Genomic DNA, 26306 nt, shown 5'->3' with positions numbered 1-26306 from the left:
GCGGGTTGCGATAACATTTCCGGCGCCCGCCGGCGTGGGGGCGGGGCCGGGGGCCGCGGCTGGGGGGCCCCCCGCCGGGCCGGCCCCCGCATTACGGCCCGCCGGGCCGCGGCCTTGTGCGGCTTCGCCGAGGAGACGCGACCAACCCGCAGTCAACCCTCGGATCAGTGGTCCGGTAGGTCCAGGCCCGGTTCGAGGGCGGGGTTCGGATTGAAGACTCGGTGGTAGCTCTCGGGTGGTGCGAGGTAGCCGGCGACAGGGCCACCGGTGGCGATGACGATCTGGTCCACGGCAATGGCGGGGTCGGCCATGAAGAGTCGCAGGACATGATCGCCGGAGTTGGTCACAGTGACCGTGGCGGTCAGTTTCTCGATGCCCTCTTCTACGTTGCGGGCCCAGGCGTCGCCCCGGTTCCCGGTGGCGATGGCCTGCCCCGAAAGGACAGTGGCCGGCTGGTCGTCCAGGGCCAGGGCCAACCGGCGCTTGCCCCGCTCGTCCAGGGAAGGCAGGCGGTAGACCGTCACTGGGAAGGTGCCCGTGTTCGTGAAGCGCACCTCGTAGCGGAGCTCGGGTGCCCGGGTGATGAAGTCCTCCGCGATGGGCGGCGCGGTCGACGGGGCCGCCTCGACAGCGCCGGCACGGCGACCGAGTCCGCAGACGGTTCGCCAGTGGGCGCCGCCGCGCGGCACCTGTCGCTCGTAGTGCGCGGCGTCGATCGAGATGTACCCGTGGGCTTCGACGAATCCTCGGGCCCGGCGGCGGGCCCGTTCCCCGTCGTTGACCACCTGCAGCGGTACCTCGGCGCGCTGCTCGTCAGCGGTGAAGGTCACCGTTGCCGGGGTGCTGCCTTCCGGCGCCCGCTCCCAGTCGATCTCCACCCACACCCGGGCCTGCTCGGTCGTACTGCCGCCGGTCGTGCTCAGCCGGACCCACGGATGGCTCGTCTCGGCGCCCCATTGAAGGGGCAGGAAGCCGGTGTTGAACACGTCGACGAAGCTGGGGTGGCGGGTGCAGGAGGAGAAGGACAGCGGGCGGTCCGCCCCTGTCTCATTGCCCTCCGCAGCCACTCCCAGTCCCGAAGTCTCCTGCCGGGGAACCCTGGTGACGCTCGGGCGGCCCGGCGCCTTCGGTATCTGGGAGGGATACGGGTTGACGAAACCGTTCCACTTCCCGCCCGCGGTCTCGGTGTTGTAGCGCTTCGTGATCGCCTGCTCTTCGGCGTGGGCGGCCTCGGCCAGGTCCGCGAAACGGTTCGCCCCCGCCCCGCGTCCCTGGCGGACGGCAAGCGTGTTGCGGTCCGCCCAGTAGTACTTGAGGTTCATCAAGTACGCTCCGTGGACCGGGTATTCGACCAGTTCGTAGTAGGCGTCCCGGTAGCTTTCGGGAAGCTTGACGCCGAGCGTCCGGGCCCGGTCCAACAGCTTCTGGTAGGCGGCAAGGCGGCGCGCCGCCTCGTCACCGTGGTGCACGGTCGAGAAGACGCCGCGGTCTATGAACTCCGGACGCCGCTCGGCCGCGAGACGGTAGTACTCCGTGCGGATCGCGGCGATCTCGGGGCCGTGCCGCCGCCCGAACTGGCGCCCGGCCCACTCGACCAGGAACTCCTCGACGTCGTCGGGGCCCCAGCGGTCCACGTCCCAGGCCATGTCCATGCAGAAGGACAACCCGGTCTCGATCGACTTGATGTCGCCGACGTTGAAGATCCACATCCGGTCGCCCTGATGCTCGTAGACCCGGCGCAGTTCCTGCCAGATCTTGCTCAACTGCGTGGTGTCCAGCCACAGGTAGCTTCTGGGCCGGCCCCAGTAGGAGAGGTGGTAGTAGATGCCGTTGCCGCCCGCGCGCCGCCGCTCGGCCTCGGTCGGCAACTGGCGCATGTTGCCGTGGTTGTCGTCCGGCCAGATCAGCGTGACGTCGTCGGGGACCTGGACGCCCGCGTTGTAGAGCTCCAGGACCTCCTTGTACGGGATGAAGATCTGCGGGACGGCACCGGAACCGACCTCCTCGGCCAGGATGCGGCGCTGGTCGGCGATGATGTCGTTCATCACCGCGACCTTCTCGGGAATGGTGGTGGCGTTCCTCGTCTCCAGCGCGCTGTCGTGCAGTCCGCGCATGCCCAGCGTCCAGCTGCTCTCGTACCCAGCGTTCTGCCGCGCCCGGGCCCGCCAGTAGTCGGAGATGACACCGGGGTTCACCGTGTAGTCGTACACCGGCAGGCTGCCGTCGGCGTTCGGATGCTCGTTCGCCCACGGCTCCCACTCGTGTACGCCGTTGCGCAGCATGGCCTCGGGGTGGCTGGAGCCGACCACGAGGCCGTACCGGTCGGCCAGCTCGGGGTTCTCTCGGTACTTGTTGAAGAAGTCGGAGTACGGATGCATCGCGGGCCACAGGTAGTTGGCCTTGAGACGCAGCAGCAGCTCGAAGATCCGCTCGTACGTCCTGGGGCCGATGTTCTTGTCCGGCTCCTGGGTGCGGTGAGACCAAGTGGTGAGGTTTTCCTCGTCGTTGATGAAGATGCCCCGGTAACGGACCGAGGGTTCGAGCCGCTTGAGCGGGCCCGCCGGTACGGTCACGGTGTCGCGGTGTTCGACCGGCACGTCGGCCCACCAGTACCAGGCGGAGACGCCGATGCGTTCCGAGGTGTCGTAGATGCCGTAGACGGTGCCGCGCGGGTCGCTCCCGGCGATCACCAGGGCTCGGTCCACGCCGGGCAGCGGACGGTCCACGACCTGGGTCACCGACGCCTCCCAGCGGCCCTTGACCCCGGAGGTGTCCAGGCACCCTCCCTCGACGAGCCGGTCCACGGCGGCGCCGGCGCCGATCGTGCCCACAACGACCAGGCGCTCGGCCCGCTCGGGGAGCGTGTGCAGCAGGCGTGGCCGGATGCCACTGACTCGTTCCAGGTCCGCCTGGAGATCACCGGCCGCGCGGATCACGGAGGGGTCGTCCGCCGGATCCACGAACAGATCGACTGCGCCACCGTTGTCGACCAACGGGAAGTCCGGTCGGATCGGGAGTTCCGAGGGCGCCGCATGGGCGGCCGAGGCAAGAACGCCGGGGAGCAGCGGGGTGGCTCCGACTGCCACCATTCCGCGGAGGAATGACGTGCGGGTCCAGATGGGTGAGGCTCTGCGCGGCTCGTCGTACGGCACGGGACACCGCCTTTCCGCACCGGTCCCGCGCCTACCGCGCCGGCTTCACGTCGGGCGCGACGGGGCACGGCGGCGCGACAGTCATGGACAGGACAAGAAAGCGCTTGCTGTACAGCCTAGGAGAGATCCCGTGAGGACGTCCAGAGGCAGGTGGCGACTTTGGGGCGGGCGGCTACGGGAACGACTCAACCGGGCCGGCGGCACGGTCATCTGCGATCGCTGTCCGGCGGTCGCAGTGCTCGAATGGCCATCCGCGACACGGGAGCCATGCCCCTTGGACCCTGGAGCGCTCCGTGGATGTCGGCTCTGCGTTTCACCCCGCCGCGTCGGCGCGGGCTCAGCCCTGTCGAGGGGCCTGTGATACCGAGGTGGCTCGGCTGCTGGACCTCGACCCCCATATCTGCCACTGGTTCATCGAGCCCGCCCCTACGCATTTGGGCGCCGACAAGGCACAGCGGCACTGCTCAACTATGCGCGGGCAGGCACGAACACGGAGCAAGCGGGCGCCAAGCGGCCTGGCGCTGCGCCCACTTGCCGCTGCGTCCCGCCCGGTCTCCGGCATACGCGCCCTGGTGGAGGTCGCGATCCAGCTCTCGACGAGTGGGTACGGGACAAGCTTCAGTGAGCCTTCCACTTCGCATTGTCGGGAATCGTCTTTTGAGGCACTCTCACCTGGATGATGGACGGACCGCTCGAGTTCTCCAGCGCACCCGTCACGGCATCGCCCAGCTCGCCGTACGTGCCGACTTCCCACCCCCGGCAGCCGAAGACGTCTGCCAGTCTGCTGTAGTTCCAACGGTGCAGCTCGCAGGGCTTGTAGAACGGCTCGTCGGAGTGGAATACCTCTGCATCGGCGAGCCACTGCTCCACGGCGTAGACGCCGTTGTCGATGACGAAGATGATCGGATCGAGTCCCAGCCGGGTCTGTGTGGAGAGGCATTGAGCGGTCATCTGGAAGCCGCCGTCACCCGAGAAGACGATGACCCTTTGGTCGGGACTCTTCGCCAGGCAGATGCCTGTCGCGGCCGGCGCGCTGTAACCTATCGACGAATAGGACGACTGGACGATGAATCCTCCCGAGCTGGGTACGTCGAGCAGCAGGCTCCCGAAGTAGTTCATGCTCGCGTCGGCGCCGACGATGGTGTTCCTGTCGATGTGCTGCTGGATGTAGTCGTAGAACCCCTGGTATGTGATGACGTCGGCGTCACCCATGTTCGGTGCGCTGCGGGCCGGCTTTTCCGGCATCTTCCGCTCCTTGGGCGCAATCTTTTGGGCCAGGATTCCGTCGATCAGGTGCTCCAGCGCGACCTGTCCGCCGAAATAGGTTCCGAGCTTTACCGCGTCGAACGACGCGAAGGCGGTCTTGTTGTAGTCCGGTTCCCAGCCCAACGAGTTGATGTCGGTGAGCCACACACCGAGGGCCAGTATGAAGTCGGACGTACCGGCCAGATCTGTCACGAGCGTGGATGATGCCTGGCCGTCGAGCACGCCGACGAACTGCGCGTCGTCTTCGGAGAGGACGGCCTTGCTGAGGAGTTCGGTGGCGAACGGGACGTTCAGTTGCTGGATCAGGCTCATGGCCTTGTCCTGAAGGCCGAGGCGGTCGATCTCCACGCCGAGCCAGACGAGGGGATTCTCGGCGCTTTCGAGCTTTGCGCAGATCTGTGCGACCGACTGTTCCAGGCTGGTCTCGTCCGACAGGATCCTGGCGGGCTTCAGAACGCCTCTCGGGGGCTCGCACTCCAAGTCGACCATGTCCTGGAGCAGTTCGATGTAGATCGGGCGCCGTTCGCTTATGCACCGGGTCAGTGCATAATCTATCAATGTCGGCGCGAGGTCCGGGTTGTCGATGCGTATGGCTGCAGCCGTCAGGTGCTCGAACGACTGGAGATCTGTTTCGCGTCCGCTGATGAAGTGATGTGCGCTGAAGCCGGTCTGCTCGAAGGTGAGGGTCTTCTTTATGCTCGGTGTGCCGTTGATCAGTACGAGCGGCACCTTCTCGACATAGGCGCCGGCGACGGCGTTCACGGCACACAGTGCGCCTGCGGAGTAGGTGACGCAGAGGGCGCCGATTCCCTTGAGTCGTGCGTATCCGTCCGCCGCGTAACCGGCGTTCACCTCGTTGACTTCCTCGACGATCTTCATGCCGCTCGGCGCAACGTACCGGTTCAGCCATTCTATGGAATAGTCGCCCGCGATGGCGAACAGGTGATCCAACCCCAGTTGGCGAAGCCTGTCCACCAGGTACTTTCCTACAGTGCAGCCCTCGTTCATGGTTGAAGCACCTCCGTGGTCAGTAGTCGCTCGCGCCGCCGAACAGCCGGGGCATGTAGATGTCGAAGATCCCCGGGCACTTGCGCTCCGGATACCGCTGCAGCATGAAATTCTTGAAGGCGTCGCCTGTCAGCCCGTTGCCGATTGCCTGCCGGGCTGCGGAGAGGTACTCGAAGTTGCCGGCGACTTCGTTCTTGTCCGCCGGCAGGCCGTGGCCGGGCATGAACAACTCGTAGTCCGAGACCAGCATTTCTTGCAGCACCCGGGTCCAGTGGTCCATGTGCTTCGTCAGGTACAGGTGAGTGCCGCTGTAGATCAGATCCTGAGTGAAATACACGCCTATCTCAGGGAGCCTGATGGTGAGGTGGTAGTCGATTTCGGTGTCAGTCACCCGATCGAAGACATACCTGACCCCGTCGATCGTCTCTTCACCGGGACCAGCGACCTTTCCGGGAACGACGATCCGTTCCGGAGCGAGGTCACCGAGTTTCCAGTGGTCGCTTCTCGAGTCTTCTCCATGATCGTGGATGAACGTCATGGTCTCCGACAACGCGTGAACGGGGATGTCGGTGAACGCAGTGCCCAGACCGAACCAGTGGTCGGGGTGGCGGTGGGAGATGTACAGCCTTTCGATGGGCTTGGCGAGGCTGTCCGCGTAGTCTCTGAATGCTCTCGCGTAGGGGGCGAGGAACTGCCCGTCGACGAGAACCAGTTGGTTCCTGGTTTCGATGATGTGCGTGGCGTTCGCGATGTTGTTGTACGCGAAGGACGCGACGAAGGTGTGAATACGGACGTCGCCGGTCTGCTTCACGACCATGATGACGGGGTCTGACACCTGAGGCAGCATGGGTGGCCTCTCCGGGGTTATGTGGTCTGCTCTCGCAACTCCTGCAACGCTGCCCTTGCGACGTCGTAGGCGCTGTCCCTGGCGGGCACCGGGTCGTCCTCGCCGGGGCGCCAGAAACGCCGGCGCGCCATGCGCATGGAGCTGTCGAACGGCGGGATCGCGTTGAACACTTCGATCAGGTACGGCCCGCGATACACGGGCTCGATCTCGTTGGAGATGACGTGCCAGGGGATCCAGCTGTCCTTCACCGCTCCCCGGTCGGGTGCGGATATGTGGACGTAGTAGAGGCGGTCCTGCCGTGTCGCTCGTGCGACGTTCTCCTTGAGGACCGACGGGCCCTGGCTTTCCATCACGACCTGCGCCGTGTCGATCGTGACGCCGCCCTGCGGATGTTCGAGGTCCTCGAGGAAGTCCAGTACCTCCGAGACCATGTTGGGTGGCGGCGTCTCCCAGCTCTTGACGGGTTCGACGGCGAGTTTCACCTCTTGCGCTGCGGCGTACTCCAACAGCTCTTCGAAGACGGAACGCGCGGCGTGATAGCGCGGTTTCATCCAGTCCTGCAGGGCGTCGCTCCAGATCGGCTCGTCGGTGTCCGTGAGCGGAAAGACCCCGTAGGGGTAGATGAACGGCCCGGACATGATCGAGTCGCCGCCCAGTATCCGGGTGATGTCGACGCGTGACTTGAGGTAGGACAGGGCTTGCGTGCGCTGTTCCTCGTAGGGCGATGTCGGGTCGAAGGTGCGCGTGGTCCCGACGTTGGTGGTGAACTTCACCTCCCCCAGGCCTGCCTGATCGAATGTCTTCTTGAGGCCGATATAGCTGTCGACCTCGAGTTCGTGATCGACGCCTGCGGGCGGCGCGGCGATATGTACGTCGAAGCCGTCGTAACCCATGTCGGTGAGGACATTGAGGTGATTGATCAGTGTCCGGCTGTAGTCCGCGTCCTGGGGCCGCAGATCGGCCGTGAACATGAAGAAGCTGAAGAATACGTCTCGTCCGAGTGTCGCGTTCATGGTCACCAGCCCAGGATGTCGGCGAGGTAGGCGCGGGCTTTCTTGGCGTATTCGAGCGGGACGGCCTTGTTCGGGTCCTGCTCCGCTTCCACGACCAGCCACCCCTGGTAATCCGCGGCGGCCAGCGCGTCGAGGATGGGCCGGAAGTCGATCCCGCCGTCTCCGGGCACGGTGAAGGCGCCGAGCTCGATGCCCTCCTGGAACGACAGGCCTTCTTCACGCACGCGGCTGACGACCTCGGGGCGGATGCTCTTGAGGTGGACGTGACCGATGCGGTCGGCGTAGGCCTGGGCCAGGTCCAGCGGATCGTCGCCGGCAAAGGCCGCGTGGCCGGTGTCGAGCAGCAGGTGGACCAGTTCCGGATCGGTCGAGGCCATCAGCCGGTCGATGTCGGCCCGCGTCATGACGCCGGTGCCCATGTGGTGGTGATAGCTGAGCTTCATCCCGGCCGAGCAGGCGATCTTGCCGAGCTCGTTGAGGCCCGATGTCAGGGCGTCCCACTGGGAGTCGGTGAAAACGGGGCGGTTGGCGAACACGTCCACAGGCAGCAGGTGCGAGGAAGCGCCGAACTCGGCCACGACGAGCTCGGTCCCGCTCAGGGCCTTGATATGGGCCAGCGTCTCCTCGAAAGCGGCGATCGTCTTCTGCCGCATGTTGCCGATCGTGAAGTACGTGCTCGTCCAGGGCTCGGACACACGCAGGCCACGGAGGTCGAGGGCGGCCTTGAGCTCGGCAGCGTCCGAGGGGTACTTGTGCCCGATACTGCAGCCCTGGAAGCCGGCGAGCGCCATGTCGCTCACGGCCTGGCCGAAGGAGATGCCGGCGTCGATGGTGGGGAAGTCGTCGTTCCACCACAGCGTGCAGCAGATGCCGAGTTTCACCTTGTCCGGACTGAGTCGGTGGGCTGTGGCCGTCATCTTGTCGCCCCTTTCAGGTAGCGGTCCGCGATGCGGGGTGGCTGAGCCCAGGAGCCGTATCCGGGTGCCTTGGCACCGGGAGGATTGGCGCCGATGGCCCGCCACAGCAGCCCCTCCTGGTAGGCGGCGGCGGTGACCGTGGAGGTTTCTGACGCCGTGTGGGCTCCGTAGCGGTCGATCCACTCGGCCGGCAGCGCGTACCACAACCCGGCGTACCAGAGCTTGATCACGTTGCGGGCGACCGGGCCGAGCCGGTCGTCGCTGAAAATGCGGTGGCGCAGGGCCCGGTCGAACAGATCCCGGTCGAGGGGGGTGCGGGCACGACTTTGGGGGCTTCCCCCGCCGGCCGCGTCGGTGCGGGAAGCCCGGTGGGCGTCCAGCAGAGCGGTGACGATCTCGTCGCCGCAGGCGGCCCGCACTTTCGCCAGATAGCGGTGGCCCATGCCGGTGCCGAGCAGATCGGTTTCCTCGAAAGCGGTGAGGTCGACCGACAGCAGGAGGAACTTCTCGAACGACGGGGCGGTCATCGTGTCACGCTCCCGGTTGTCTCGCCGGCATCCGAGGAGGCCTGCGGATCGGCCCCGATGGCAGCCGGAATCTCGAAGGTGGGGCCGGCGTGCAGGCCGTCGCTGCCCGGTAGGGGGTTGCACACCAGCCGGTTGAAGCCGTCGCGCAGGCGGAACATCTCGCAGACGGCCTCCTGCAGAAGGGCGGGCTGCCCGTTGAGCGCCTTGGTGAGGGAGGCGAGAAAGGCTCCGTAGTCGGCGTTGAAGTCCCGGGCCACCTGGGCGAGTTCGGATCCCTCGGGGTAGTCGGCCAGCCGGACGCTCAGCTTCACCTTGTACACATCGTCCCAGGTGATGCTCAGCGGCGGCCCCGAAGGTGCACCGGGGTGGTCGCCCACCTGGTAGTAGCGTCCGAGCTGCAGCTGCCGGAACCGGTAGTAGTGGGCCAGTTCCCCGTCCGCGTCGTATATGCCTGAATCGAGGCCCTCGCCCTGGCCGGCGATGAAGCGCAGCGCCTGCTGTGCCGAGTCCAGGTCGGAGACGACGATCATGGCTCCGCCGCCGGAGTAGAAGTACTCGGGCCCCACCTGGCGGGCCGGGTCCCCGCAGAAGAGCGCGGGATCGTTGGCCGCCACCTTTTCGAGCCCTTCGATGATCTCCTCGTAGAACTCGCCGATGCTGTAGAAGCGCATCTCCTCGGCGGTGGGGCTGGAGACCAGGAGCGGAGTCCTGCCCTCCGTTGCCTTCACCAGCCGCGAATCGTCGCTGGGGGCCCTGCCCGGCCGCTCGATCTTGCAGAATGTCTCCACCGCCTCGGGGGAGAAGGGCCGCAGGTCGACGGTGAAGTCGTCCTCCCCGTCCGGCAGGTAGGCCGGATAGGACGGCACGAAGCCGGGGCGGGTCAGGTCGGGCTCGCCGCCGATGGCGTTGAGGACGTTGGCGACGAGAGTCAGGTGGAGCATCTCCTCCACCGCGGTCACCCGGATGATGTGGGCGGCGTCGGAATTGGTGCTGGAATGTATGGAGTAGTACGCGGTCAGGTACGGCGGGATGGTCGCGTGCTCGAGCGCCATCGCCGCGTTGAGGTAGCTGAACAGGTCGTCACGGTTCTCGATGGTCGACACGGTCATGGGACCGCCTCCCCGGTAACGTTGATCGGTGCGGTCTCGGAGTCGAGCTGGGCCACCATGGCCCGGGCGCTGCGCAGGCACAGGGCGGCGAGGGTGAGCGTCACGTTCGAGGTGCCCACGGTGGGCATGCTTCCCCCGCCGACCATGTAGAGGTTCTCGTGGTCCCAGCACCGCTGGTCCGCGTTGACCACCGAGGTCGACGGTGTGCGGCCCATCACATGGGTGCCGGCGAGGTGGTTGCCCCCTCGGATCTCGTAGCCCACGCCGTCGTGGACGGCGTAGCCCCAGAAGTTCGGGTTGTAGGCGGTGTGGTCCTCGGCTCCCAGACGGGCGAAGATCCGTCTCGACAGCTGCCGGGCGTACGCCACCCCCCGCATCGTGTACTCGGGGATGTCGTAGTTCAGGACCGGCCGCATGTTGCCCAGCTTGTCGGTGAAGTCCGGGCTCACGGTGATCCGGTTGCTCGGGTCGGCGGGGACCTCGACCATGAACGCCAGCTGCAGTTGGCGGGACACCTGGTCCACCAGACCCTGGCGCAGGGACTCGCCGTAGCGGCCGGCGGAGTCCACCAGGCCGATCAGGTCGGTCATCGGCGCGCCCCGGGCCCAGCCCCAGCCGTCGTTGTGGATGTCGACGGTGAACGCCGCCTGGCGGCTGCGGAAGCGGCCCCCGCGCAGGTCGGTGATACCGCCCGTGCAGATGGTGCCACGGAAGGTGCCTGCCACCTCGGGCAACAGGCCCCACGCCAGCAGGTAGGCGTGGTCCATGAAGTTGCGCCCCATCAGGCCGCTCGAACCGCGCAGCCCGGAGGCCAGCATCAGCCGGGGGTTCTCCACCGCGTTGGCGGCCAGGACGAACAGCCGGCCGCGGGCCCTCATCGTGGTGAAGCCCGGGCTGTCGGGCCGGTCGTAGCGGCGGTACTCGATCTCGGTCACCCGGTGCGTGTGCTCGTCGACGTGCACCTTGTGGGCCACCGCCTGGGCCACCAGGTCGACCCGGCCGCTCTGGAGGGCCACAGCGAGGGTCTTGCCGGCGTTGTACTTGGCCTGCACCGGGCAGATGGGCACGCAGTTGTTGTTGCCCTGGCACCGCTCGCCGACCTCGACCTGATAGGCGCTCACTGCCCCTCGCGGCACATAGCCCTGCCCGCCGTCGTAGGCCGGGTTCGGTATCCCGTTGCGGCCCTGCGGGAAGGGCCGGACCCGCAGCTCCCGCTGCTCCCCGTCGAGCTCGACCGGCATCCCGTCGAGGTCCTTGGCGACCGTCCGGTCCAGGTAGGACAGGGGCAGTCCCTTCATGGGGAACACGTAGTCCTCGTCGAAGGTGATGCCGAGGTAGGCCTGGTCCTCCACGTCGGCGGAGACGCCGATCTCGCGTTCGGCCTCGTTGTAGTAGGGGGCAAGGTCCTCGTAGGTGAGCGGCCAGTCCGTCCCCTGGCCGTAGAGCGTGTGCATCCGGAAGTCCTCGGGCAGCATCCGCAGCGTCTTGCCCTCCCAGTGCATGGTGGTGCCGCCCAGGACCCGCGTATAGGTGGTGTCGGTGGCGAGGGGCCCGCTCTGGACGATGTAGGACGAGGCGTCGGGTGCACCCGGCGTGATGCGCCGTGCGTCGGGGCCCCGGGGCATCGGAGCATTGGCGACGGCCGGGTAGGGGGCCTGGTTGTCCTTGCTGATGGCCGAGTAGAACCGGTCGAGATAGCTCTCGTAGCCCCTCAGGGTGAGGTCTTCGGCCGGGCCCGCTTCAAGGAGCAGCACCCTCCTGCCGGCTTCGCTCAGCCGCAGGGCGACAAGGGCGCCGGAGATCCCGCCGCCGACGATGACGGCGTCGTAGACAACCTCGGCCGCTGTCTCGGGGTCGGTGCGCTTTGCCGCCCCCTGGGGAAACTTCGCGTACATGGGAAGTCACTCCTCCACTGCCAGGCACAGCCGGTACCGGCGCGGCGGCCGGGGTCGGAGTCGGGCGGCCGCGTCATACGGCGGCCCGGGCACGCATGGTGGACAACTGGAACCCGGGTAGTTGTGAACTCCGTTGCCTTTCGAGCGGATCCATCGAATCCGGCCGTCTGTCGGAGTCCTGATCACGCGAATGGAAAAGGTCAGAACCGAGTGCGTCCATGGGCTGCCGCCACGGGTATGTATGGGATTCTGCGCGAGCGAGCCGATGGACGGCGCTAGAGAGCGCAGATCGTTCATAGGCACTTCGATGGTCAAGCTGCGAATTGATGTCGCTGCTGAAGACACGGCGCGTTGGACACTGCCGCGCCACCAACGATACGCGGGAACCCTCAACATTGCCGAGTGGGCCGCGGGCGCATGCCCCAGGCCGCCCCGGAACACGACCTGCCCGGCGCCGCAGCCGGACGGCCAGCGTCCTGAATGGACATCAGAAACCTTTGCCCCTCCACGAGTTCCTGCGCGGCGCGGCGTTCACCATGGGCATCCCGCACGCCCTGTACGGCCACACTGACGACGCCGTGTTGCGCTCTTCCCCGCCAGTGCTTTCATGGAAGAGGCATGCGTGCAAGCAGCCATTCGCGAGGCAAACGACCTCGACGCGGGGCAGCGAGATCACGCTGGGGCAGTGTGGAGCGAAGAACGCACCTGTGATGTGTGGCGCCACGAGTACCACTCGCTGATTTCCCTCTCCGCCCACAATCGACGCCCACACTCGGCGCTCCTGCCACGTCCTGCCTACAACATCCCACCATTGATGTGCAGCGCGGAGGGAACGGACCTCATGCCCACCAAGGTGATCCGCCACCCGAAAGGCAAAGAACGGCCACACAGCGCCCCTTGGTACACCTTGTATCCGAGACGGGGGTGGTCCCGGATCTCAGGGGCAACGGGCCGAACCTGGCGCAGGTTCAGGACTGAAAGGGAGGCGCGCAAGGGCGTCGCCACAGCTCGCAAGTGGCGCCCCGGATGGTTTTCCCTCGGCCCTCTGCTGCGCGCATACGCTTTCCTCGGGACGGCTCTGCTCTTCATTTGGGTAGGACTGGCCATTTATGATTTCCTGAAGGACAATGAATCAGATTTCAATAACGTGCTGGAATCCCCGTGGTTCGATGCCGTCTCCCACATCGTGGGCCCAGTTCTCACGGGTTCCCTGCTATTGGCGCTCTTTCTTCTGTACTGGTACCACAAGACCAAAAAGCCGCTCATCGACAAGGCACGTACGCATCCACATGATCTGGTCCCCACGGCTGGAACCCTCGTCAACCGGATCGTCGGGCGCCACGAACTGTCCCAGGTGATGGCCCAGACACTCCGTAATCGGAAAACCCGGAAGCCTTATCTGCTCGTCGGCGGTGTGGGTGTCGGCAAAACAGCCGTTCTGGTGGAACTCACTCGGATGCTGGCACAGCAGTCCGCCGTTCCCGTGCCCATCAGCCTGCGCGACATGAAGGGCGCCGAACTCGACTTCGAGGAAATGGCACGGCGCCGTTTCGCGGAAGAAGCGGACCAAGGAGCGCTCGCCGGCAGCAGCATCGACAAGACGTGGCGGCAGCTGAGGCTCGACGGCAAGATCGTCGTCATCGCCGACGGCCTGGAAGAGGCCCTTCTCGACGAGAAGTACCAGGAGGACCGCGACAACATCATCCGACGGGCGATAGAGCGAGCGGATCGCCAGAAGCTTCCCCTGGTCATCGCCTCGCGCCCGCACACACCGCTGGAGGGCACCCGGGCCGCGATCGCCGACATGGAACCGTTGAGCGAGGAAGCGGCCCTGGAATATCTGGTACGGGAGCCCGGCGAGCTGGACGAGCGCCGTCTCGACTGGGTGGTGGAGACCGCCGAGGTCGTGGATTCGCCGATCTATCTACGGATCGCCCGGCTGCTGCAGCGGTGCGGGCTGTTGGAGCATCTGACCCTCCGTGACGAAAACGATCGCCTGGACACACGCAGCAACGACTGCTCCACTCTCAGGCTCGGGTTTCTCAACACCTACCGACAGGCCATTGAAGACGGCCGCATATTCGACGATCTGGTGATGGACCGCGGGGAACGCCGGGAAACCATGTGGGTCGTGTCGGCACTGGCCTGCTTGGGACTGCTGCAGGACAGTCTCGAGGTGACGTTCGACGACTTCGTCAGCGCACACGTGGACGACCTGCTTCATCGCACGAAGTCTCAGGGCAATCACCACGAACCTCCGGGCGGTGCCCAACAACATGGGACCCGCCTGGTCGTCACCCCGGCGCAACGCGACGCCATCTGGGGCGTGCTGGGCCGAAAGATCGGCGTGTCGGCGCCCTGGCTCAACACCCTGGACTACCCCAACGAGTGCCGTACAGAGTTGGCGAGATACACCGCCAACGGACAGCTTCTCGGGCTGGTGTACGGCAGCGAGAACAAGGTTCGTTTCCCGCACAGCATCCTCCAGGCCTATCTGGGTTATCGCCTGCTCAGGGAGATACCGGACGACAAGATCGGCGCGGTCATCGAACCGGCGCTGCACAGCCCGGGCCCGTCCCGAGAACTGCTCATCGCTCTTGTGCTGCTCTCACGCCATCGGGCAGATCTCGTCACCACTCAGTCGGCCACCCACCCCCCAGCCACTCCACATGCACAGGGCAGTCATGGAACGCCGCCGAGGCTGGCCGAGCTGCTCAGCAATGCCGCCGCGTACCGGCACGACGCAAAGTACTTCGACCTGTACGCCGCAGCCCTGGAAATAGACTGTGTCGATCCGGCGCCAATACAGGACAAACTGGCCCAAGAACTCGATGAACAATGGGCGCGCCTCGATATCAGAGGGGACCAGCGGACCATCGAGGACGCGAAGCTGAGGTTGGTTCGGAACTTCGGATCCGCTCTGCGTGAACGGGACCGGCGCAGCAAAGGGAGCCATCCCTCTTCAGAACGCTCAGGGCAGGAGTGCGTGCGACCGCCTCTTCCCTACAAGCGCCTCTTCCAGATCGGCACACATGAGCCCTCCTACGCTGTCCGGATCGCGATCTCGCATCAAATCGCTGCCGGCGGCGATTCGGCCTTCCAGGACCTGCGCACGGAATTCCCCCTCGGATCCGATCCCATATCGCAGTACCTGGAAAAGATCCGTGACGCCAAGAAGAAGTTCGACCACGACTACACTGCTTGGCTCGGTGAAGAGGATTCGGACCCGACTGACGACCCGGAGGCGGCGGAAAAGAGACAGCGGGAGCACGACGGGATCGTGGAGGAATACGAGCGGAGCCGCACCACGTGGTGGCGCCACTTCACCCTCAGGGCCTGGCTCGTTCCCATGATCGTCGGTTCCGTCTCCGAAAAATACCGTGACGAGGCCAAGGAGCGGCTGAGCCTCTGGCTTCGCAACCTGATCACCGCAACCGGACAGCAGAAGCCGCTCATACCGCTCTCCTTGGAGAACGCCTTGGCCCAGGGCTTCAAGAACGCGGCGAACCGCAGGAGACGGCATCCGGGCGCCTACGAAGAGACCCGGGCCTACCTGGTGAAGCAGGCGGAGAAGATGCTCACCTGCAGTCGCTACTGGTACGCGCAGTTGAGTCTGCTTCATGCACTGTGCCTGTGGGAGCTCCCCGACAGCATTGGACGCGCGACGGACGGCGACGTGGCATCCAACGCCCCCTTGGATCCCATCAGCTCGGTCACCCGATGGCTCGCGCTGGCCGGCAGCGCACACGAGACCCCGGCCCAAGTCGGCGCCACCTACGAACGCCACGCTGAAAAGGTCCTCCACCCCTTCATCGCCGAAGTCGGCGATCTAGTGACCCTGGCCCTGGAGACAGGCCACCCCGAGCGGTTCATCTGGATCGACGAGAACGGAGTCAGCGACACTGTCGGTTCCACCCCGGCCGATCCGGAGCGCTACCGCAAACACAACCTGTGGATCGCCCCGTCCGTCGGCTGGAGCAGCCTGCACCCCCGAGCCCAACGCCTTCTCGCCGACGTACTGGTCATGCTCAACCTCACCGAGGGCAACGGGAGCCCCGACGACATCGAGGAACGTCTGGAACTCGCGAACAAGGACGACCTCCCGCACTGCCTCACCCACGACCGCAACCTGCTCCACCCCGAACGCAGTGTCGGACGGGCCGACCGGGACGGATCTCGCACCACCTGCCGCTCCCCCTGCGAGTTCCGGCTGTGCCCCTATCCCCCCAAGACCGGAAACGCAAAGGCGGAGATGGCCGAGCTGTTCTGCCGACAGCAACAGGCGCTCCTGCACAGCCGCTTCCGCTGGCGCCTGCCCGCCGTCAGCCGGCACACCGCACCCTGGGTGAGCATCCCCGTCAGCCAACTGCACGCCTTCTGGGAAGAAATGGCCAACCGGAACCGCAAAACCACCGACGATGACCACCACCCTCTTTGAGGTACGTCCAGGTGAATCTCACACCCGAAAGGGGCGCCCCGATGGACGGCTACCCACTGATCGAGAACCACGGACTCATCGGCGATCTGCAGACCGCGGCGCTGGTGACCACCGAGGGCGCGGTCGACTGGTTCTGCTCCCCACGGTTCGACTCGCCGAGTGTCTTCGGAGCACTGCTGGACAAGGACAAGGGCGGTCACTGCACCGTCCGGCCGGCGCACTCGACCCATACGACCAAACAGTTGTACCTGCCCGGCACGGCGGTCCTGGTGACCCGCTTCATGACCGAGGCGGGCGCCGGTGAGGTGGTCGACTTCATGCCCGTGACCGGTACGACGGTCACCTCCCGCCACCGGCTGGTACGTATGGTCCGCTGTGTGCGCGGCAGCATGACCTTCCAGGTGGAGATCGCCCCGCGGTTCGACTACGGACGCAGCAAGCACGAGTTGCACATCACCTCGCACGGAGCGGTCTTCGCCGCGCAGGACGGCACCGAACTCACCGTGCACCCCATCCGCGAACCGCACGACAAGCGACTCCTCGACGCTCTCACGGTCCAGGACGGCGATCTGCACGTGTCGCTGCCCCTGCAGGCCGGCGAACAGCGCGGGCTGGTCCTGGAGATGGGCGCCGACGGGCCACCCGCCGAGGTCCGCCTGGACGCATACCAACAGCTCTTCGACCAGACCGTGGGTTTCTGGCGCTCCTGGCTGGCGCAGTCGCGCTACACCGGGCGCTGGCGCGAGATGGTGGAGCGTTCCGCGATCACACTGAAGCTCATGACCTTCGCACCCAGCGGCGCGGTGGTGGCCGCCCCCACGACGGCCCTCCCGGAGCAACTGGGCGGCGAACGCAACTGGGACTACCGCTTCACCTGGGTCCGCGACGCCTCCTTCTCCGTGTACGCCCTGCTCGGGCTGGGCTTCACGGAGGAGGCCCGGGCGTTCATTGCCTGGCTGAGCGACCGGGTCAAGGAACGGGCGGGCAACAGCGGGGAGACCGGCCCGCTCAACGTCATGTACAAGGTCGACGGATCGGCCGACCTGGAGGAGCAGACCCTCGACCACTGGGAGGGCTATGCGGGCTCCTTCCCGGTACGCATCGGCAACGGCGCAGCAACGCAGCTCCAACTGGACATCTACGGCGAGGCACTGGACAGCATGTACTTCGCCCACCAACACGGACTCCAGGTCGGACACGGCGGATGGACCTCCATGCGGGAAAACCTCGACTGGCTGGCCGACCACTGGGACCAGACGGAGGAAGGAATCTGGGAAACCCGCAGCGGACGCCAGGACTTCACCTACGGCCGCGTCATGTCATGGGTGGCGTTCGACCGCGCTCTGCGCCTCGCCGACTCGAAAGGCTGGCCCTCGGCGTCCGGACGCTGGCAGGCCGAGCGGGACGCCGCCTACGAACAGGTCATGGCCAAGGGATGGAACGAGGAACGCCAGGCCTTCGTCCAGCACTACGGCAGCGACGTACTGGACTCCTCGCTGCTGCGCATGGCCACGGTCGGGTTCGTCAGCCCCGAGGACCCGATGTGGGCCTCGACCCTTGACGCCATCGACGGGGAACTCGTCAGCGACAGCCTCGTCTACCGCTACAACCCGACGGCGTCACCCGACGGCCTGCGTGGCTCAGAGGGCACCTTCTCCCTGTGCACGTTCATGTACGTCGACGCCCTCGTCCGGGCGGGACGCACGGACCAGGCACGGCTGGTGTTCGAGAAGATGATGGGGTACGCCAACCACCTGGGCCTGTACTCGGAGGAAACCGACCCGACGGGCCGCCAACTCGGCAACTTCCCCCAGGCGTTCACCCACCTCGCCCTCATCGACGCGGCCCTCACCCTCGACAAGGCACTCGACAGGCGGTAGCCCCGGCCCGGTCCACGCCAACGCCGGTGACCGCGGGTGAACTGGCTTTGCCGGGGCGGGAGATGGCGAGTATTCGGGCGTCCATCCTGTTGTGCGAAATGTCTTTTCATGGCCCGTTCGGGTGGCCGGTACGGTCGGAATCATGGAATGGAGTTTTCAGACCGCCGAAGAACTGATGGCCGCCCTGCGTGCCGGTGAGGTGACCTCGGCGGAATTGACCGACGAGGCGATTGCCCGTATCGAGCGGGACGACAAGGCGATCAACGCGATCTGTGTGCCGGACTTCGACGGCGCGCGGGCGGCCGCGCGCGATGCCGACCGGGAGCGTGCCCGCGGTGAGGAGCGGCCGCTGCTCGGCATTCCGGTGACGGTCAAGGAGTGCTACAACATCGCCGGACTGCCCACGAACTGGGGTATGCCGTTGCACCGGGACTACATGCCGGCTGAGGACGCGGTGCAGGTGTCGCGGCTCAAGGACGCGGGCGCGGTGGTGCTCGGCAAGACCAATGTGCCGGTGGGGCTGCAGGATGTGCAGAGCTTCAACGAGATCTACGGGACCACCAACAACCCGTGGGATCACCGTCGCACACCGGGCGGGTCCTCCGGCGGATCAGCGGCGGCCCTGGCATCGGGATTCGGCGCGCTGTCCATCGGATCCGACCTCGCCGGTTCGCTGCGTACCCCGGCGCATTTCTGCGGCGTCTACGCGCACAAGCCGACGCTCGGGCTGGTAGCGAGCCGCGGTATGGTCCCGCCGCGTGTGCCGGCGTTGCCGGCCGACGCCGACCTCGCCGTGGTCGGTCCGATGGCGCGTACGGCCCGCGATCTCACGCTGCTGCTCGATGTCATGGCGGGACCCGATCCGCTGACGTTCGGTGTGGCGCACAACGTGAAGCTGCCGCCCCCGCGTCACGAGCGCCTGGGTGATTTCCGGGTCCTGGTCTTGGAGGAGCATCCGTTCATTCCGACCGGGTCGGCTGTGCGGGCGGGCGTGAACCGGGTGGCCGGCGCGCTGGCCGCAGGCGGCGCCCGCGTCGAGCGGCACAGTCCACTGCTGCCCGATCCGAGCGAAGCCGCCACGCTCTACACGCAGTTGCTGTTCTCGAGCACCGTTGCACGTTTTCCCGTCGAAGCGTACGAGCAGCTGCAGATCCACGCCGCCGGACTGAGCACGGAGGACCGGAGTCTGGATGCGGCGCGGCTGCGCGGCATGGTGTTCAGCCACCGTGACTGGATCGAGGCGAACAGCCGTCGAGAGCTCCACCGCCACGGCTGGCGGCAGCTGTTCGCCGAGTTCGACGCCGTGGTGTGTCCCATCACGCCCACACCCGCGTTCCCTCACGACCACAACCCCGATCCCCTGGGACGCCGGCTCGACATCGACGGCGTCGGGTACCCCTACTTCGACCAGCTCGTCTGGGCCGGCGTGGCCACCATGCCGGGCCTGCCCGCGACCGCCGTACCAACGGGTCCGTCCCCCGAGGGTCTGCCGGTGGGAGTGCAGCTCATCGGTCCGATGTTCGAGGACCGCACCCCGCTGCGGCTGGCCGAACTGCTCGAGCAGGAGATCGGCGGCTTCCAGATGCCGAAGTAGCCCCGGCTCTCCCCGCTCCGACGGTGCGCAGCGAGACTTGAGACATGTTTTACGCAACATGTGCAACTGCGGTCCACACCGGCACTGTCTGACAGTGAGCGGGCCCGTCAGGGCCGAACAGCGAGAGAGCGGGGCAGGTCGTGGGACGGCGCAAGGGCAGCATAGGGATCGCACTCGTCACGGGTGTGCTGCTGGTGGGCGCGAGTGCCTGCGGCGGGGGCAGCGGCGACAAGGCGAGCGGCAACGACGCGAAGGGGTCGGGAAAGGCGAGCGCGAAGTCCTCGCCCACACCGTCGAAGCCCGCGGGCCCGCCGATGCTGCTGGAGACGATCACCCCGCAGACAGGAACGACGGTCGGCGTGGCCATGCCGATCTCGGTGGTCTTCACCAACCCGGTGGCGGCCAAGGCGCGGGCCACGGTCGAGAAGCACATGAAGGTGAGCGCCTCGCAGCCGGTGGCGGGCGCCTGGCACTGGTTCGGCGACAAGCGTGCCGACTGGCGCCCGAAGACGTACTGGCCCTCCGGTACGACGGTGAAGGTCGACGCCGACATGAAGGGCATCAGCAACGGCAACGGGCGCTATGGCGTGCGCACCTACACGCACACCTTCAAGGTCGGTGACGATGTGCGCGCGGATGTCTCGGTGACCGGCCACACCATGAAGGTGACCCGCAACGGCACGCCGGTGCGCACCCTGTCGATCAACGCGGGCAGCGCCGAGTATCCGACGTGGAACGGCACCATGGCCGTCATCGACAAGCAGGAGAAGGTCCACATGACCTCCTGCAGCGTCGGTATCAGCTGTGACAAGGGCAGCGCCAACTACTACGACCTGACGTTGCCCTGGGACGTCCACCTGACCCAGTCCGGCACATACGTGCACTACTCGACCGGCGACCCGAATCCGGGCAGCGGCAGCGCCCGCGGCTCGCACGGCTGCGTCCACCTGTCCATTTCGGACGCCAAATGGTTCTACGGCCAGGTCAAGCAGGGTGATCCCGTCACCATCACCGGCTCGTCCCGGGCCAAGGCGCCGGCCGACAACGGTTACGCCGCTTTCAACCTGGGATGGGAGCAGTGGCTCGCGGGCAGCGCCTCCGGACAGGGGACGACCGCGACGCTGTGACGTGCCGCGGTGGCGGCGCCCATCAGCACTCGATGATGTTGGCGGCGAGATCACAGTCGCAGACATGATGCAGGGCCCGGATCCGTGTGGATCCGGGCCCTGCGTCGTGCAGTAGCGGGGACAGGATTTGAACCTGCGACCTCTGGGTTATGAGCCCAGCGAGCTACCGAGCTGCTCCACCCCGCGTCGGTGATCCCTACCGTACGCCATCACAGCGGGCCGGGAGACCACCTCCTGCCGAGCCGCCGAAGGACAGAGCGTCTCCGTCGTCCTGGCCGCTCACGCCGCGGTGAGACGTTCGACGGCATCCCAGAGTTCGCCTTCACGCCGCTCGTCGTAGGACTCCTCCGACGAACGGTCCACGCGGTCGCGGTCGACGTAGGAGCCGGTCGGCGCCCGGAGCGTGCCGAGGACGAGGTCAGCGAGATGGCGGCCCGCGGCGTTGCGGCTGGTGGCGAACGGGGTGAGGGCCATCACCGGCAGGATGCGCCGCATCGCGAACCGGGAGACGGGGTCGGCGTTGCGGGCGAGGCCGGTGCCGGGGACGAAGCCCGGGTTGTAGGCGACGGCGTCGATCCCGGCCGGAAGGCGGCGCGCGTACTCGTGCACGAGGTGGATGGCGGCCAGCTTGCTCGTCGAGTACGCGGTGCGCCCGGCGACCGCGGTGTGCGGGTTGGGGAAGGCGCCGGTGCGGGCGAGGACGTCCGGGGGCTTCCAGGCTGGGCCGGGCACCATGCCCATGTTGTGCTTGAAGTCGCCGAAGTGGGTGTCACTGGCGGTGATGACGATCCGGGCGGGAGCGGCGAAGCGGTCCTGGAGCAGGCGGACGAACAGGTGGTTGGCGAGCACGTTGATCGTGAAGGTGGACTCGAACCCGTCGGATGTCTCGGTGAGCGCGTTCGTGTACTGCATGCCCGCGTTGCCCACGAAGCCGCGCAGCGGCGGCAGGTCGCCGCGATCGAGCTGGTCACGGATCTCGGTGGCGGCCGAGCGGACGCTGTCCAGCGAGCCGAGGTCCGCCGAGACGTACGAGATCGCGTGCCCGCCAGTAGCGAGTTCCGCGGCGAACCGTGTGCCGGAGAATGCTCGGGCGACTACGAGGAGGTGCGCGTCCGGCGACTGGCGCAGGATGTGCCTGGCGGCGACGCGGCCGATCCCGCGGCTCGCGCCCGTCATCACGATGGTGTGCTTCATCGAAGGCTCCTTCACTGGCCGGGCGATGGCGTCCGGCCCGGGCACGTGTCCACGTTCGCCGCTCGCGCCACCGCCAACCAGTGCCGTCCCCGTCACTAGGACTGGCAGTACCCAGGCTCATCCTGGGCCGCGCGGCCAGAATGACCCCATGGCTTCCTCCCGCTCCGCTTTCGGCACTCTCGTACGCGCCTGGCGAGACCGCCTGGCTCCGACCGACGCCGGCTTCGCCGTGACGGACGGCCGGCGTGCCCCGGGACTGCGCCGCGAGGAGCTCGCACAACTGGCCGGGCTCTCCGTCGACTACATCCTGCGCTTGGAGCAGGGACGCGCGAGGAACCCCTCGGCCCAGGTCGTCGGCGCCCTCGCACGTGCCCTTCAGCTCTCCCCCGGCGAACGCGACCAGCTGTACCGAAGCGCCGGGCTCCTGCCGCCGCAGGACGGGACGGTCAGCAGCCATGTGCCCGCGGGCATCCAACGGCTCGCCGCGCGTCTGGGCGACGTCCCGGTCGGCGTATTCAGCGCTGACTGGACCTTGGTGTGGTGGAACACCATGTGGAGCGCCGTCTTCGGCGATGCCGCCGTCGTCCCGCCCGCCGAACGGAACCTCGCTCGTGCGCTCTTCGGCAACGGCCTCGCACACGCCTCAATGCTGCCCGTCCGATCCGAGCACGGACCAGACGTCTTCGAGGCGTCGATCGTCGCCGACCTCAAGGACGCGGTGTCCCGCTATCCCGGGGACGCCCAGCTGGATCGCCTCGTGCAGGAACTGCGAAACGTGTCCGATGCCTTCACTCATCACTGGGCCACGCAGACGACCGCCGCCCAACACACCACCGACCGCAAGACGATCCGGCATCCTCAGATCGGCGACATCCGGCTCGACTGCGACGTCCTCATCGTCCCCGGCGCCGACCTGCGCATGGTCACCTACACGGCAGCGACCGGAAGCACCGACGCGGGGAAACTGGACCTTCTTCGCGTCACCAGTGGCCATAGCGCCATCGCGCTCCCCTGACCGGCGGCTGCTGGGCGGTTCCACCAAGCGCCTGGGGCGAACCTCACCGCTGTGTCCGGGTTCGCAGAGCGAGTAGGACGGGCCCGGGAAGCGGGCCCGTCCCTTTGGGTCACGCCTGGCCAGACCCCTATCGACGGTTCAGGCGGGCCAGGAGCAGGTTCGGGTCCGGCTCGGTGGCGAAGTACGCGGCACTGGGGACGTAGACCCTCCGGTCGTGTACGGCCACGGAGGTCGGGTTCGAGATCCCGTCCTGCTGGGTGAGAACGACGGAGTGGGTACCGCCGGGGCGCACCACGACGACCTGGTTGGTGCCGTTCACCGCGGCGAGGACGGTGTCTGCGTGGCGTGAGGTGAACGCGAAGTCGTCGATACCCTCGAGCCCTGTCGCCTGGGTCTCGAGCCTGCCCGCGGAGCCGTTTCGGCGTACGGGGATGCGCAGCAGCGTCCCGCGGTCGGTGTTGGACACCCAGACGGCGTGGTCGTGGACCTTGATGCCGTTGGCCCCGAAGCCGGTCTTGGACGGGACCGGGCCGAGGGCATTTGCCGTGGCCCACGCGGTGCGCTCGCCTCCTGTCACCGGCACGCGCCAGACGATTCCCCGCACCGAGTCTGCCGCGTAGAGCACGCCCCGGTGCTCGTCGAGGGCGAGGCCGTTGGGCAGCCCGTTCGTGGGCAGTTGGGCGATCTGCTTGGGCTTGCTGCCGTCGGGCGCGATGCGCCAGATGCCGGTCTTGCTGGTGCCGGTGGCGTAGTTGACGTAGAGGGTGCCGTCGTGAGCGCGGGCGATGCCGAGAACGATGGCGTTGTGGATGATGGGGGTGTTCGGGTGCGCGACGGCGGGCAGGGTGACGCGTCCGCGGATGTTCCCGTGCCGGGTCACGTTGGCGACCTGGCGGGCGAAAGCGAAGGTCAGGTCGGCGGAGCCGTCGGGTTCGAGCGCGATGTTCTCGGGTGTCTCCCCTGCGGCGAAGTCGAAGTGAGCGACCACGCGCGGCTGCGACACGATCGGCTCGTCACCGGATGCGGGAGCGGATGCGAGCACGCCGAGGGCGACGGCGGTCGCGGCGATACCGGCCAGGTACGGGAGTCGGGGCATGAACCTCTCCTTGGGCTGCGGCACGGGCCACCGGTGTGGCGCCAGAGGAAGACTGCGGTACGCCGGCCGGTGACCGTCGCAGTCGCGGCCGGGAGACTGCCCTCATGGCCTAAAGAACGGCCGTTCAACCCGCCGTACGCAGGAACGTTGTCCACGAGTTGCTTATGGTCCCGGACGCCAGGATGCAGCGGGCGCAGGCCAGGGCTCGTCGCAGGCGAAGACCAGGATCAAGGGTCGCCTCCCGCCTCCGCTACCGGGTGGCGCGCTGGCCGGCTCGTCCGTCGAGCCCTGGATAGTCGATTCCAAGGAGTTCCGCGGTCATGGCGTCTCACGCAGGCGCGGCCAGACGTCGGTGCCTACGCAGTGGTACGCCGGCGGGCCAGCTCCTTGCCCTCCTCAATCAGGGCGTCGGCGACCAGCAGCCGCGGAAGCAGCTCCGGTTGCAGAGTCATGGCCCGGAAGGCGAGCTCGACGGTCACATCATGATCAGGCCGGTGCACGATCTCGACCGGGTCAGCGGCGCGGATATCGCCCCGCTCGATCACACGCAGATACGCGCCCGGCCGCGCGGCCTGCATGAACCGCTTGATCCAACCGTCACGCTCCAGCCAGCCCTGGAACGTCGCGCACGGGATCCGCGAGCACGACACCTCCAGGACGACATCCGGCCCGATCCGCCAGCGCTCACCGATCAGAGCGCCGTTGACGTCCAGCCCCAGGGTCGTGAGGTTCTCTCCGAAAACCCCGTTCGCGAGCGACCTGCCCAACTCGGCCTCCCACCCGTCGAGATCCTCGCGGGCATAGGCGTAGACGGCCTGGTCGGAGCCGCCATGGTGCTTCACGTCGTAGACCCGGTCACCGGCCAGACCCACCGCGCCGGTGCCCTTGGGGCCGGGGGCGGTAACGGCGACCGGACCGTCAACGGGCCGCTTGTCAATACCCGTCGAGCTCAGACCCTTCCACGGGTTGGGATGGGGCCGGCCGATATTGACGGAGAGCAGCTTCACAACGGCGACGATACGATCCGCTGCGCGCTCGGGCGACACCTTTTCCCAGTCGACTTTCGCCACTCTTCAAGCTCGTCGAGTCCGCCCGGCAGCAGGCGGCGCGTCGGGCCGATGAGTTTGCCGGTTGCCTGAAGTCTTCCCTGTGACAACCCCGCCCCGCCGGAGGATCAGACCCGGATCCCGGTGTCATGGAGGAGAGATGAAGGCCAGGATGAACAATCCCATTCGGCTGTACATGTCGATGTCGCTCGACGGCTATATCGCCGGCCCGGACGATCGGCCAGGTCAGGAGCTCGGACGCGACGGTGGCCGGCTCTTCAACTGGCTCGACGACCGGGAGTCCGACGGTCCGAGCGGCGACGTCTACCGCGAAGCGCTGGCGACCGGCGCGCTGATCTCCGGCCGTCGGACCTTCGAACTCGCCGGGCGCTGGCAGGGCGACCACCACGACGGCGTGCCGATCTTCGTACTCACCCACCAGGTGGATGACGGGGACGTGCCACCCGGCCACGCGCGTTTCATCACCGATGTCGAGGACTGCGCCCGTCAGGCTCGCGCAGCCGCAGGGGACCGGCCGGTCATGGTCCATGGGGCGGGGGCGGCCCAAGCACTTCTCCGAGCCGGGCAGATGGACGAGTTGGAGATCCACCTGGTTCCGGTCCTCCTCGGGGACGGCCGACGGCTGTTCGACCACCTGGGCAGCGATCACATCGAACTCGACCTCGTCCGACGGCTCGAGGATCGAGACGTCACGCATCTCCGCTACCGGGTAAATCGCCCCGAGGAGGCCGCGTGAAGACGCTCTTCGTCTCCTACCGCGTCACCGACCTGGACCGCTCGCTCGGTTTCTACACCGCCTTGGGCTACGCCGAACTGGGCAGGGTCGAGGTCGGCGACGGCGCTCACCTCGTGATCCTCAAGTTCCCCGACGAACCGGCGGCCTCGCTCGAACTGGTCCACCGCCCCGGCGACGGACCGGTCGACGTGGGCAGCGGCTTCGACCACCTCGCGATCCAGGTGGAGAAGCTCGCCACCACCATGGAGACGCTGACCGAAGCCGGCCTGAGGCCCGAACCCCTCCAGTACCCGGGCGGCCCGCACGGCCCGAAGACGTCGTGGCTCACGGACCCGGATGGCTATCGCATCGAGTTGGTGGAGTGGCCGTCCGGACATCCCGACGGCATCACCGCAGCAGACTTCGCCTGAGCCTTCCTGGCGTCC

At 67.0% G+C, this 26306-nt stretch carries 18 protein-coding genes and 1 tRNA gene; 7 read left to right on the top strand and 12 right to left on the bottom strand.

Annotated elements, in window-relative coordinates; translation table 11 throughout:
* Positions 1–164: 164 nt before the first annotated feature.
* The 8 genes from ABZS97_RS24515 to ABZS97_RS24480 all read right to left on the bottom strand — a co-directional run bounded on the left by ABZS97_RS24515 (position 165) and on the right by ABZS97_RS24480 (position 11734).
* On the bottom strand, positions 165–3089 hold the full coding sequence (locus ABZS97_RS24515) for a glycosyl hydrolase 115 family protein (RefSeq protein ID WP_356140477.1): 2925 nt from the start codon (positions 3087–3089) through the stop codon (positions 165–167).
* Between the two features lie 681 nt (positions 3090–3770).
* Positions 3771–5426, bottom strand: a complete 1656-nt coding sequence (locus ABZS97_RS24510) for a thiamine pyrophosphate-dependent enzyme (RefSeq protein ID WP_356140476.1) — start codon at positions 5424–5426, stop codon at positions 3771–3773.
* 19 nt (positions 5427–5445) lie between these two features.
* Positions 5446–6261, bottom strand: coding sequence for an MBL fold metallo-hydrolase (locus tag ABZS97_RS24505; RefSeq protein WP_356140475.1), 816 nt, complete (start codon positions 6259–6261; stop codon positions 5446–5448).
* 29 nt (positions 6262–6290) lie between these two features.
* Entirely contained in the window at positions 6291–7286 is a 996-nt protein-coding gene (locus tag ABZS97_RS24500) for a TIM barrel protein (RefSeq protein ID WP_356140474.1), read from the bottom strand.
* Between the two features lie 2 nt (positions 7287–7288).
* Positions 7289–8203 carry a myo-inosose-2 dehydratase gene (gene iolE / locus ABZS97_RS24495; protein ID WP_356140473.1) on the bottom strand — a complete coding sequence of 305 codons (915 nt, stop codon included), beginning with the start codon at positions 8201–8203 and terminating at the stop codon, positions 7289–7291.
* Positions 8200–8730: a hypothetical protein gene (locus ABZS97_RS24490; protein WP_356140472.1), complete on the bottom strand. Its 531-nt coding sequence runs from the start codon at positions 8728–8730 to the stop codon at positions 8200–8202. Before ABZS97_RS24490 ends, iolE begins: the two co-directional genes overlap by 4 nt.
* A complete protein-coding gene (locus ABZS97_RS24485; RefSeq protein WP_356140471.1) occupies positions 8727–9839 on the bottom strand; it encodes a ferritin-like protein in 1113 nt (370 codons plus the stop codon). The genes ABZS97_RS24490 and ABZS97_RS24485 overlap by 4 nt, the downstream gene beginning before the upstream one ends.
* The gene (locus ABZS97_RS24480; RefSeq protein ID WP_356140470.1) at positions 9836–11734 is read right to left on the bottom strand and encodes a GMC family oxidoreductase; all 1899 of its coding nucleotides are present in this window, start codon (positions 11732–11734) and stop codon (positions 9836–9838) included. The genes ABZS97_RS24485 and ABZS97_RS24480 overlap by 4 nt, the downstream gene beginning before the upstream one ends.
* A gap of 841 nt (positions 11735–12575) precedes the next feature.
* On the opposite strand from ABZS97_RS24480, the gene ABZS97_RS24475 reads away from it, so the two are divergent.
* The 4 genes from ABZS97_RS24475 to ABZS97_RS24460 all read left to right on the top strand — a co-directional run bounded on the left by ABZS97_RS24475 (position 12576) and on the right by ABZS97_RS24460 (position 20773).
* On the top strand, positions 12576–16172 hold the full coding sequence (locus ABZS97_RS24475) for an ATP-binding protein (protein WP_356140469.1): 3597 nt from the start codon (positions 12576–12578) through the stop codon (positions 16170–16172).
* A gap of 41 nt (positions 16173–16213) precedes the next feature.
* Positions 16214–18052 (top strand): glycoside hydrolase family 15 protein, encoded by a 1839-nt coding sequence (locus ABZS97_RS24470; protein WP_356140468.1) that lies wholly within the window; start codon positions 16214–16216, stop codon positions 18050–18052.
* Positions 18053–18194: 142 nt separating this feature from the next.
* A complete protein-coding gene (locus ABZS97_RS24465; protein ID WP_356140479.1) occupies positions 18195–19646 on the top strand; it encodes an amidase in 1452 nt (483 codons plus the stop codon).
* 140 nt (positions 19647–19786) lie between these two features.
* Complete coding sequence (locus ABZS97_RS24460; RefSeq protein WP_356140467.1) at positions 19787–20773, top strand: L,D-transpeptidase; 987 nt, start codon at positions 19787–19789, stop codon at positions 20771–20773.
* Between the two features lie 112 nt (positions 20774–20885).
* Here ABZS97_RS24460 and ABZS97_RS24455 read toward each other — a convergent pair.
* Positions 20886–20959: transfer RNA gene (locus ABZS97_RS24455), tRNA-Met, on the bottom strand.
* Positions 20960–21052: 93 nt separating this feature from the next.
* Positions 21053–21967, bottom strand: coding sequence for an SDR family NAD(P)-dependent oxidoreductase (locus ABZS97_RS24450; protein WP_356140466.1), 915 nt, complete (start codon positions 21965–21967; stop codon positions 21053–21055).
* Between the two features lie 148 nt (positions 21968–22115).
* Between ABZS97_RS24450 and ABZS97_RS24445 the strand changes: the two genes are divergently transcribed.
* Complete coding sequence (locus tag ABZS97_RS24445) at positions 22116–22982, top strand: helix-turn-helix transcriptional regulator (protein WP_356140465.1); 867 nt, start codon at positions 22116–22118, stop codon at positions 22980–22982.
* 127 nt (positions 22983–23109) lie between these two features.
* On the opposite strand, the gene ABZS97_RS24440 is transcribed toward ABZS97_RS24445, so the two are convergent.
* Together ABZS97_RS24440 and ABZS97_RS24435 are read right to left on the bottom strand one after the other, a co-directional pair.
* The gene (locus ABZS97_RS24440; protein ID WP_356140464.1) at positions 23110–24078 is read right to left on the bottom strand and encodes a hypothetical protein; all 969 of its coding nucleotides are present in this window, start codon (positions 24076–24078) and stop codon (positions 23110–23112) included.
* Positions 24079–24434: 356 nt separating this feature from the next.
* Positions 24435–25085: an MOSC domain-containing protein gene (locus ABZS97_RS24435; protein ID WP_356140478.1), complete on the bottom strand. Its 651-nt coding sequence runs from the start codon at positions 25083–25085 to the stop codon at positions 24435–24437.
* 211 nt (positions 25086–25296) lie between these two features.
* Between ABZS97_RS24435 and ABZS97_RS24430 the strand changes: the two genes are divergently transcribed.
* Positions 25297–25881: a dihydrofolate reductase family protein gene (locus ABZS97_RS24430; RefSeq protein WP_356140463.1), complete on the top strand. Its 585-nt coding sequence runs from the start codon at positions 25297–25299 to the stop codon at positions 25879–25881.
* Complete coding sequence (locus ABZS97_RS24425; protein ID WP_356140462.1) at positions 25878–26291, top strand: VOC family protein; 414 nt, start codon at positions 25878–25880, stop codon at positions 26289–26291. The genes ABZS97_RS24430 and ABZS97_RS24425 overlap by 4 nt, the downstream gene beginning before the upstream one ends.
* Positions 26292–26306: the final 15 nt, after the last annotated feature.

The organism is Streptomyces sp. NPDC005485, assembly GCF_040606085.1.
Taxonomy (GTDB): domain Bacteria; phylum Actinomycetota; class Actinomycetes; order Streptomycetales; family Streptomycetaceae; genus Streptomyces.
This window is presented reverse-complemented; position numbering and strand designations above follow the sequence as displayed.

What these genes read in the sequence shown, in the direction of transcription:
- ABZS97_RS24515 (WP_356140477.1), bottom strand. Translation starts at nt 3,089, where the DNA reads ATGGTGGCAGTCGGAGCCACCCCGCTGCTCCCCGGCGTTCTTGCCTCG.
- ABZS97_RS24510 (WP_356140476.1), bottom strand. Translation starts at nt 5,426, where the DNA reads ATGAACGAGGGCTGCACTGTAGGAAAGTACCTGGTGGACAGGCTTCGC.
- ABZS97_RS24500 (WP_356140474.1), bottom strand. Translation starts at nt 7,286, where the DNA reads ATGAACGCGACACTCGGACGAGACGTATTCTTCAGCTTCTTCATGTTC.
- iolE (WP_356140473.1), bottom strand. Translation starts at nt 8,203, where the DNA reads ATGACGGCCACAGCCCACCGACTCAGTCCGGACAAGGTGAAACTCGGC.
- ABZS97_RS24490 (WP_356140472.1), bottom strand. Translation starts at nt 8,730, where the DNA reads ATGACCGCCCCGTCGTTCGAGAAGTTCCTCCTGCTGTCGGTCGACCTC.
- ABZS97_RS24485 (WP_356140471.1), bottom strand. Translation starts at nt 9,839, where the DNA reads ATGACCGTGTCGACCATCGAGAACCGTGACGACCTGTTCAGCTACCTC.
- ABZS97_RS24480 (WP_356140470.1), bottom strand. Translation starts at nt 11,734, where the DNA reads ATGTACGCGAAGTTTCCCCAGGGGGCGGCAAAGCGCACCGACCCCGAG.
- ABZS97_RS24475 (WP_356140469.1), top strand. Translation starts at nt 12,576, where the DNA reads ATGCCCACCAAGGTGATCCGCCACCCGAAAGGCAAAGAACGGCCACAC.
- ABZS97_RS24470 (WP_356140468.1), top strand. Translation starts at nt 16,214, where the DNA reads ATGGACGGCTACCCACTGATCGAGAACCACGGACTCATCGGCGATCTG.
- ABZS97_RS24465 (WP_356140479.1), top strand. Translation starts at nt 18,195, where the DNA reads ATGGAATGGAGTTTTCAGACCGCCGAAGAACTGATGGCCGCCCTGCGT.
- ABZS97_RS24450 (WP_356140466.1), bottom strand. Translation starts at nt 21,967, where the DNA reads ATGAAGCACACCATCGTGATGACGGGCGCGAGCCGCGGGATCGGCCGC.
- ABZS97_RS24445 (WP_356140465.1), top strand. Translation starts at nt 22,116, where the DNA reads ATGGCTTCCTCCCGCTCCGCTTTCGGCACTCTCGTACGCGCCTGGCGA.
- ABZS97_RS24440 (WP_356140464.1), bottom strand. Translation starts at nt 24,078, where the DNA reads ATGCCCCGACTCCCGTACCTGGCCGGTATCGCCGCGACCGCCGTCGCC.
- ABZS97_RS24430 (WP_356140463.1), top strand. Translation starts at nt 25,297, where the DNA reads ATGAACAATCCCATTCGGCTGTACATGTCGATGTCGCTCGACGGCTAT.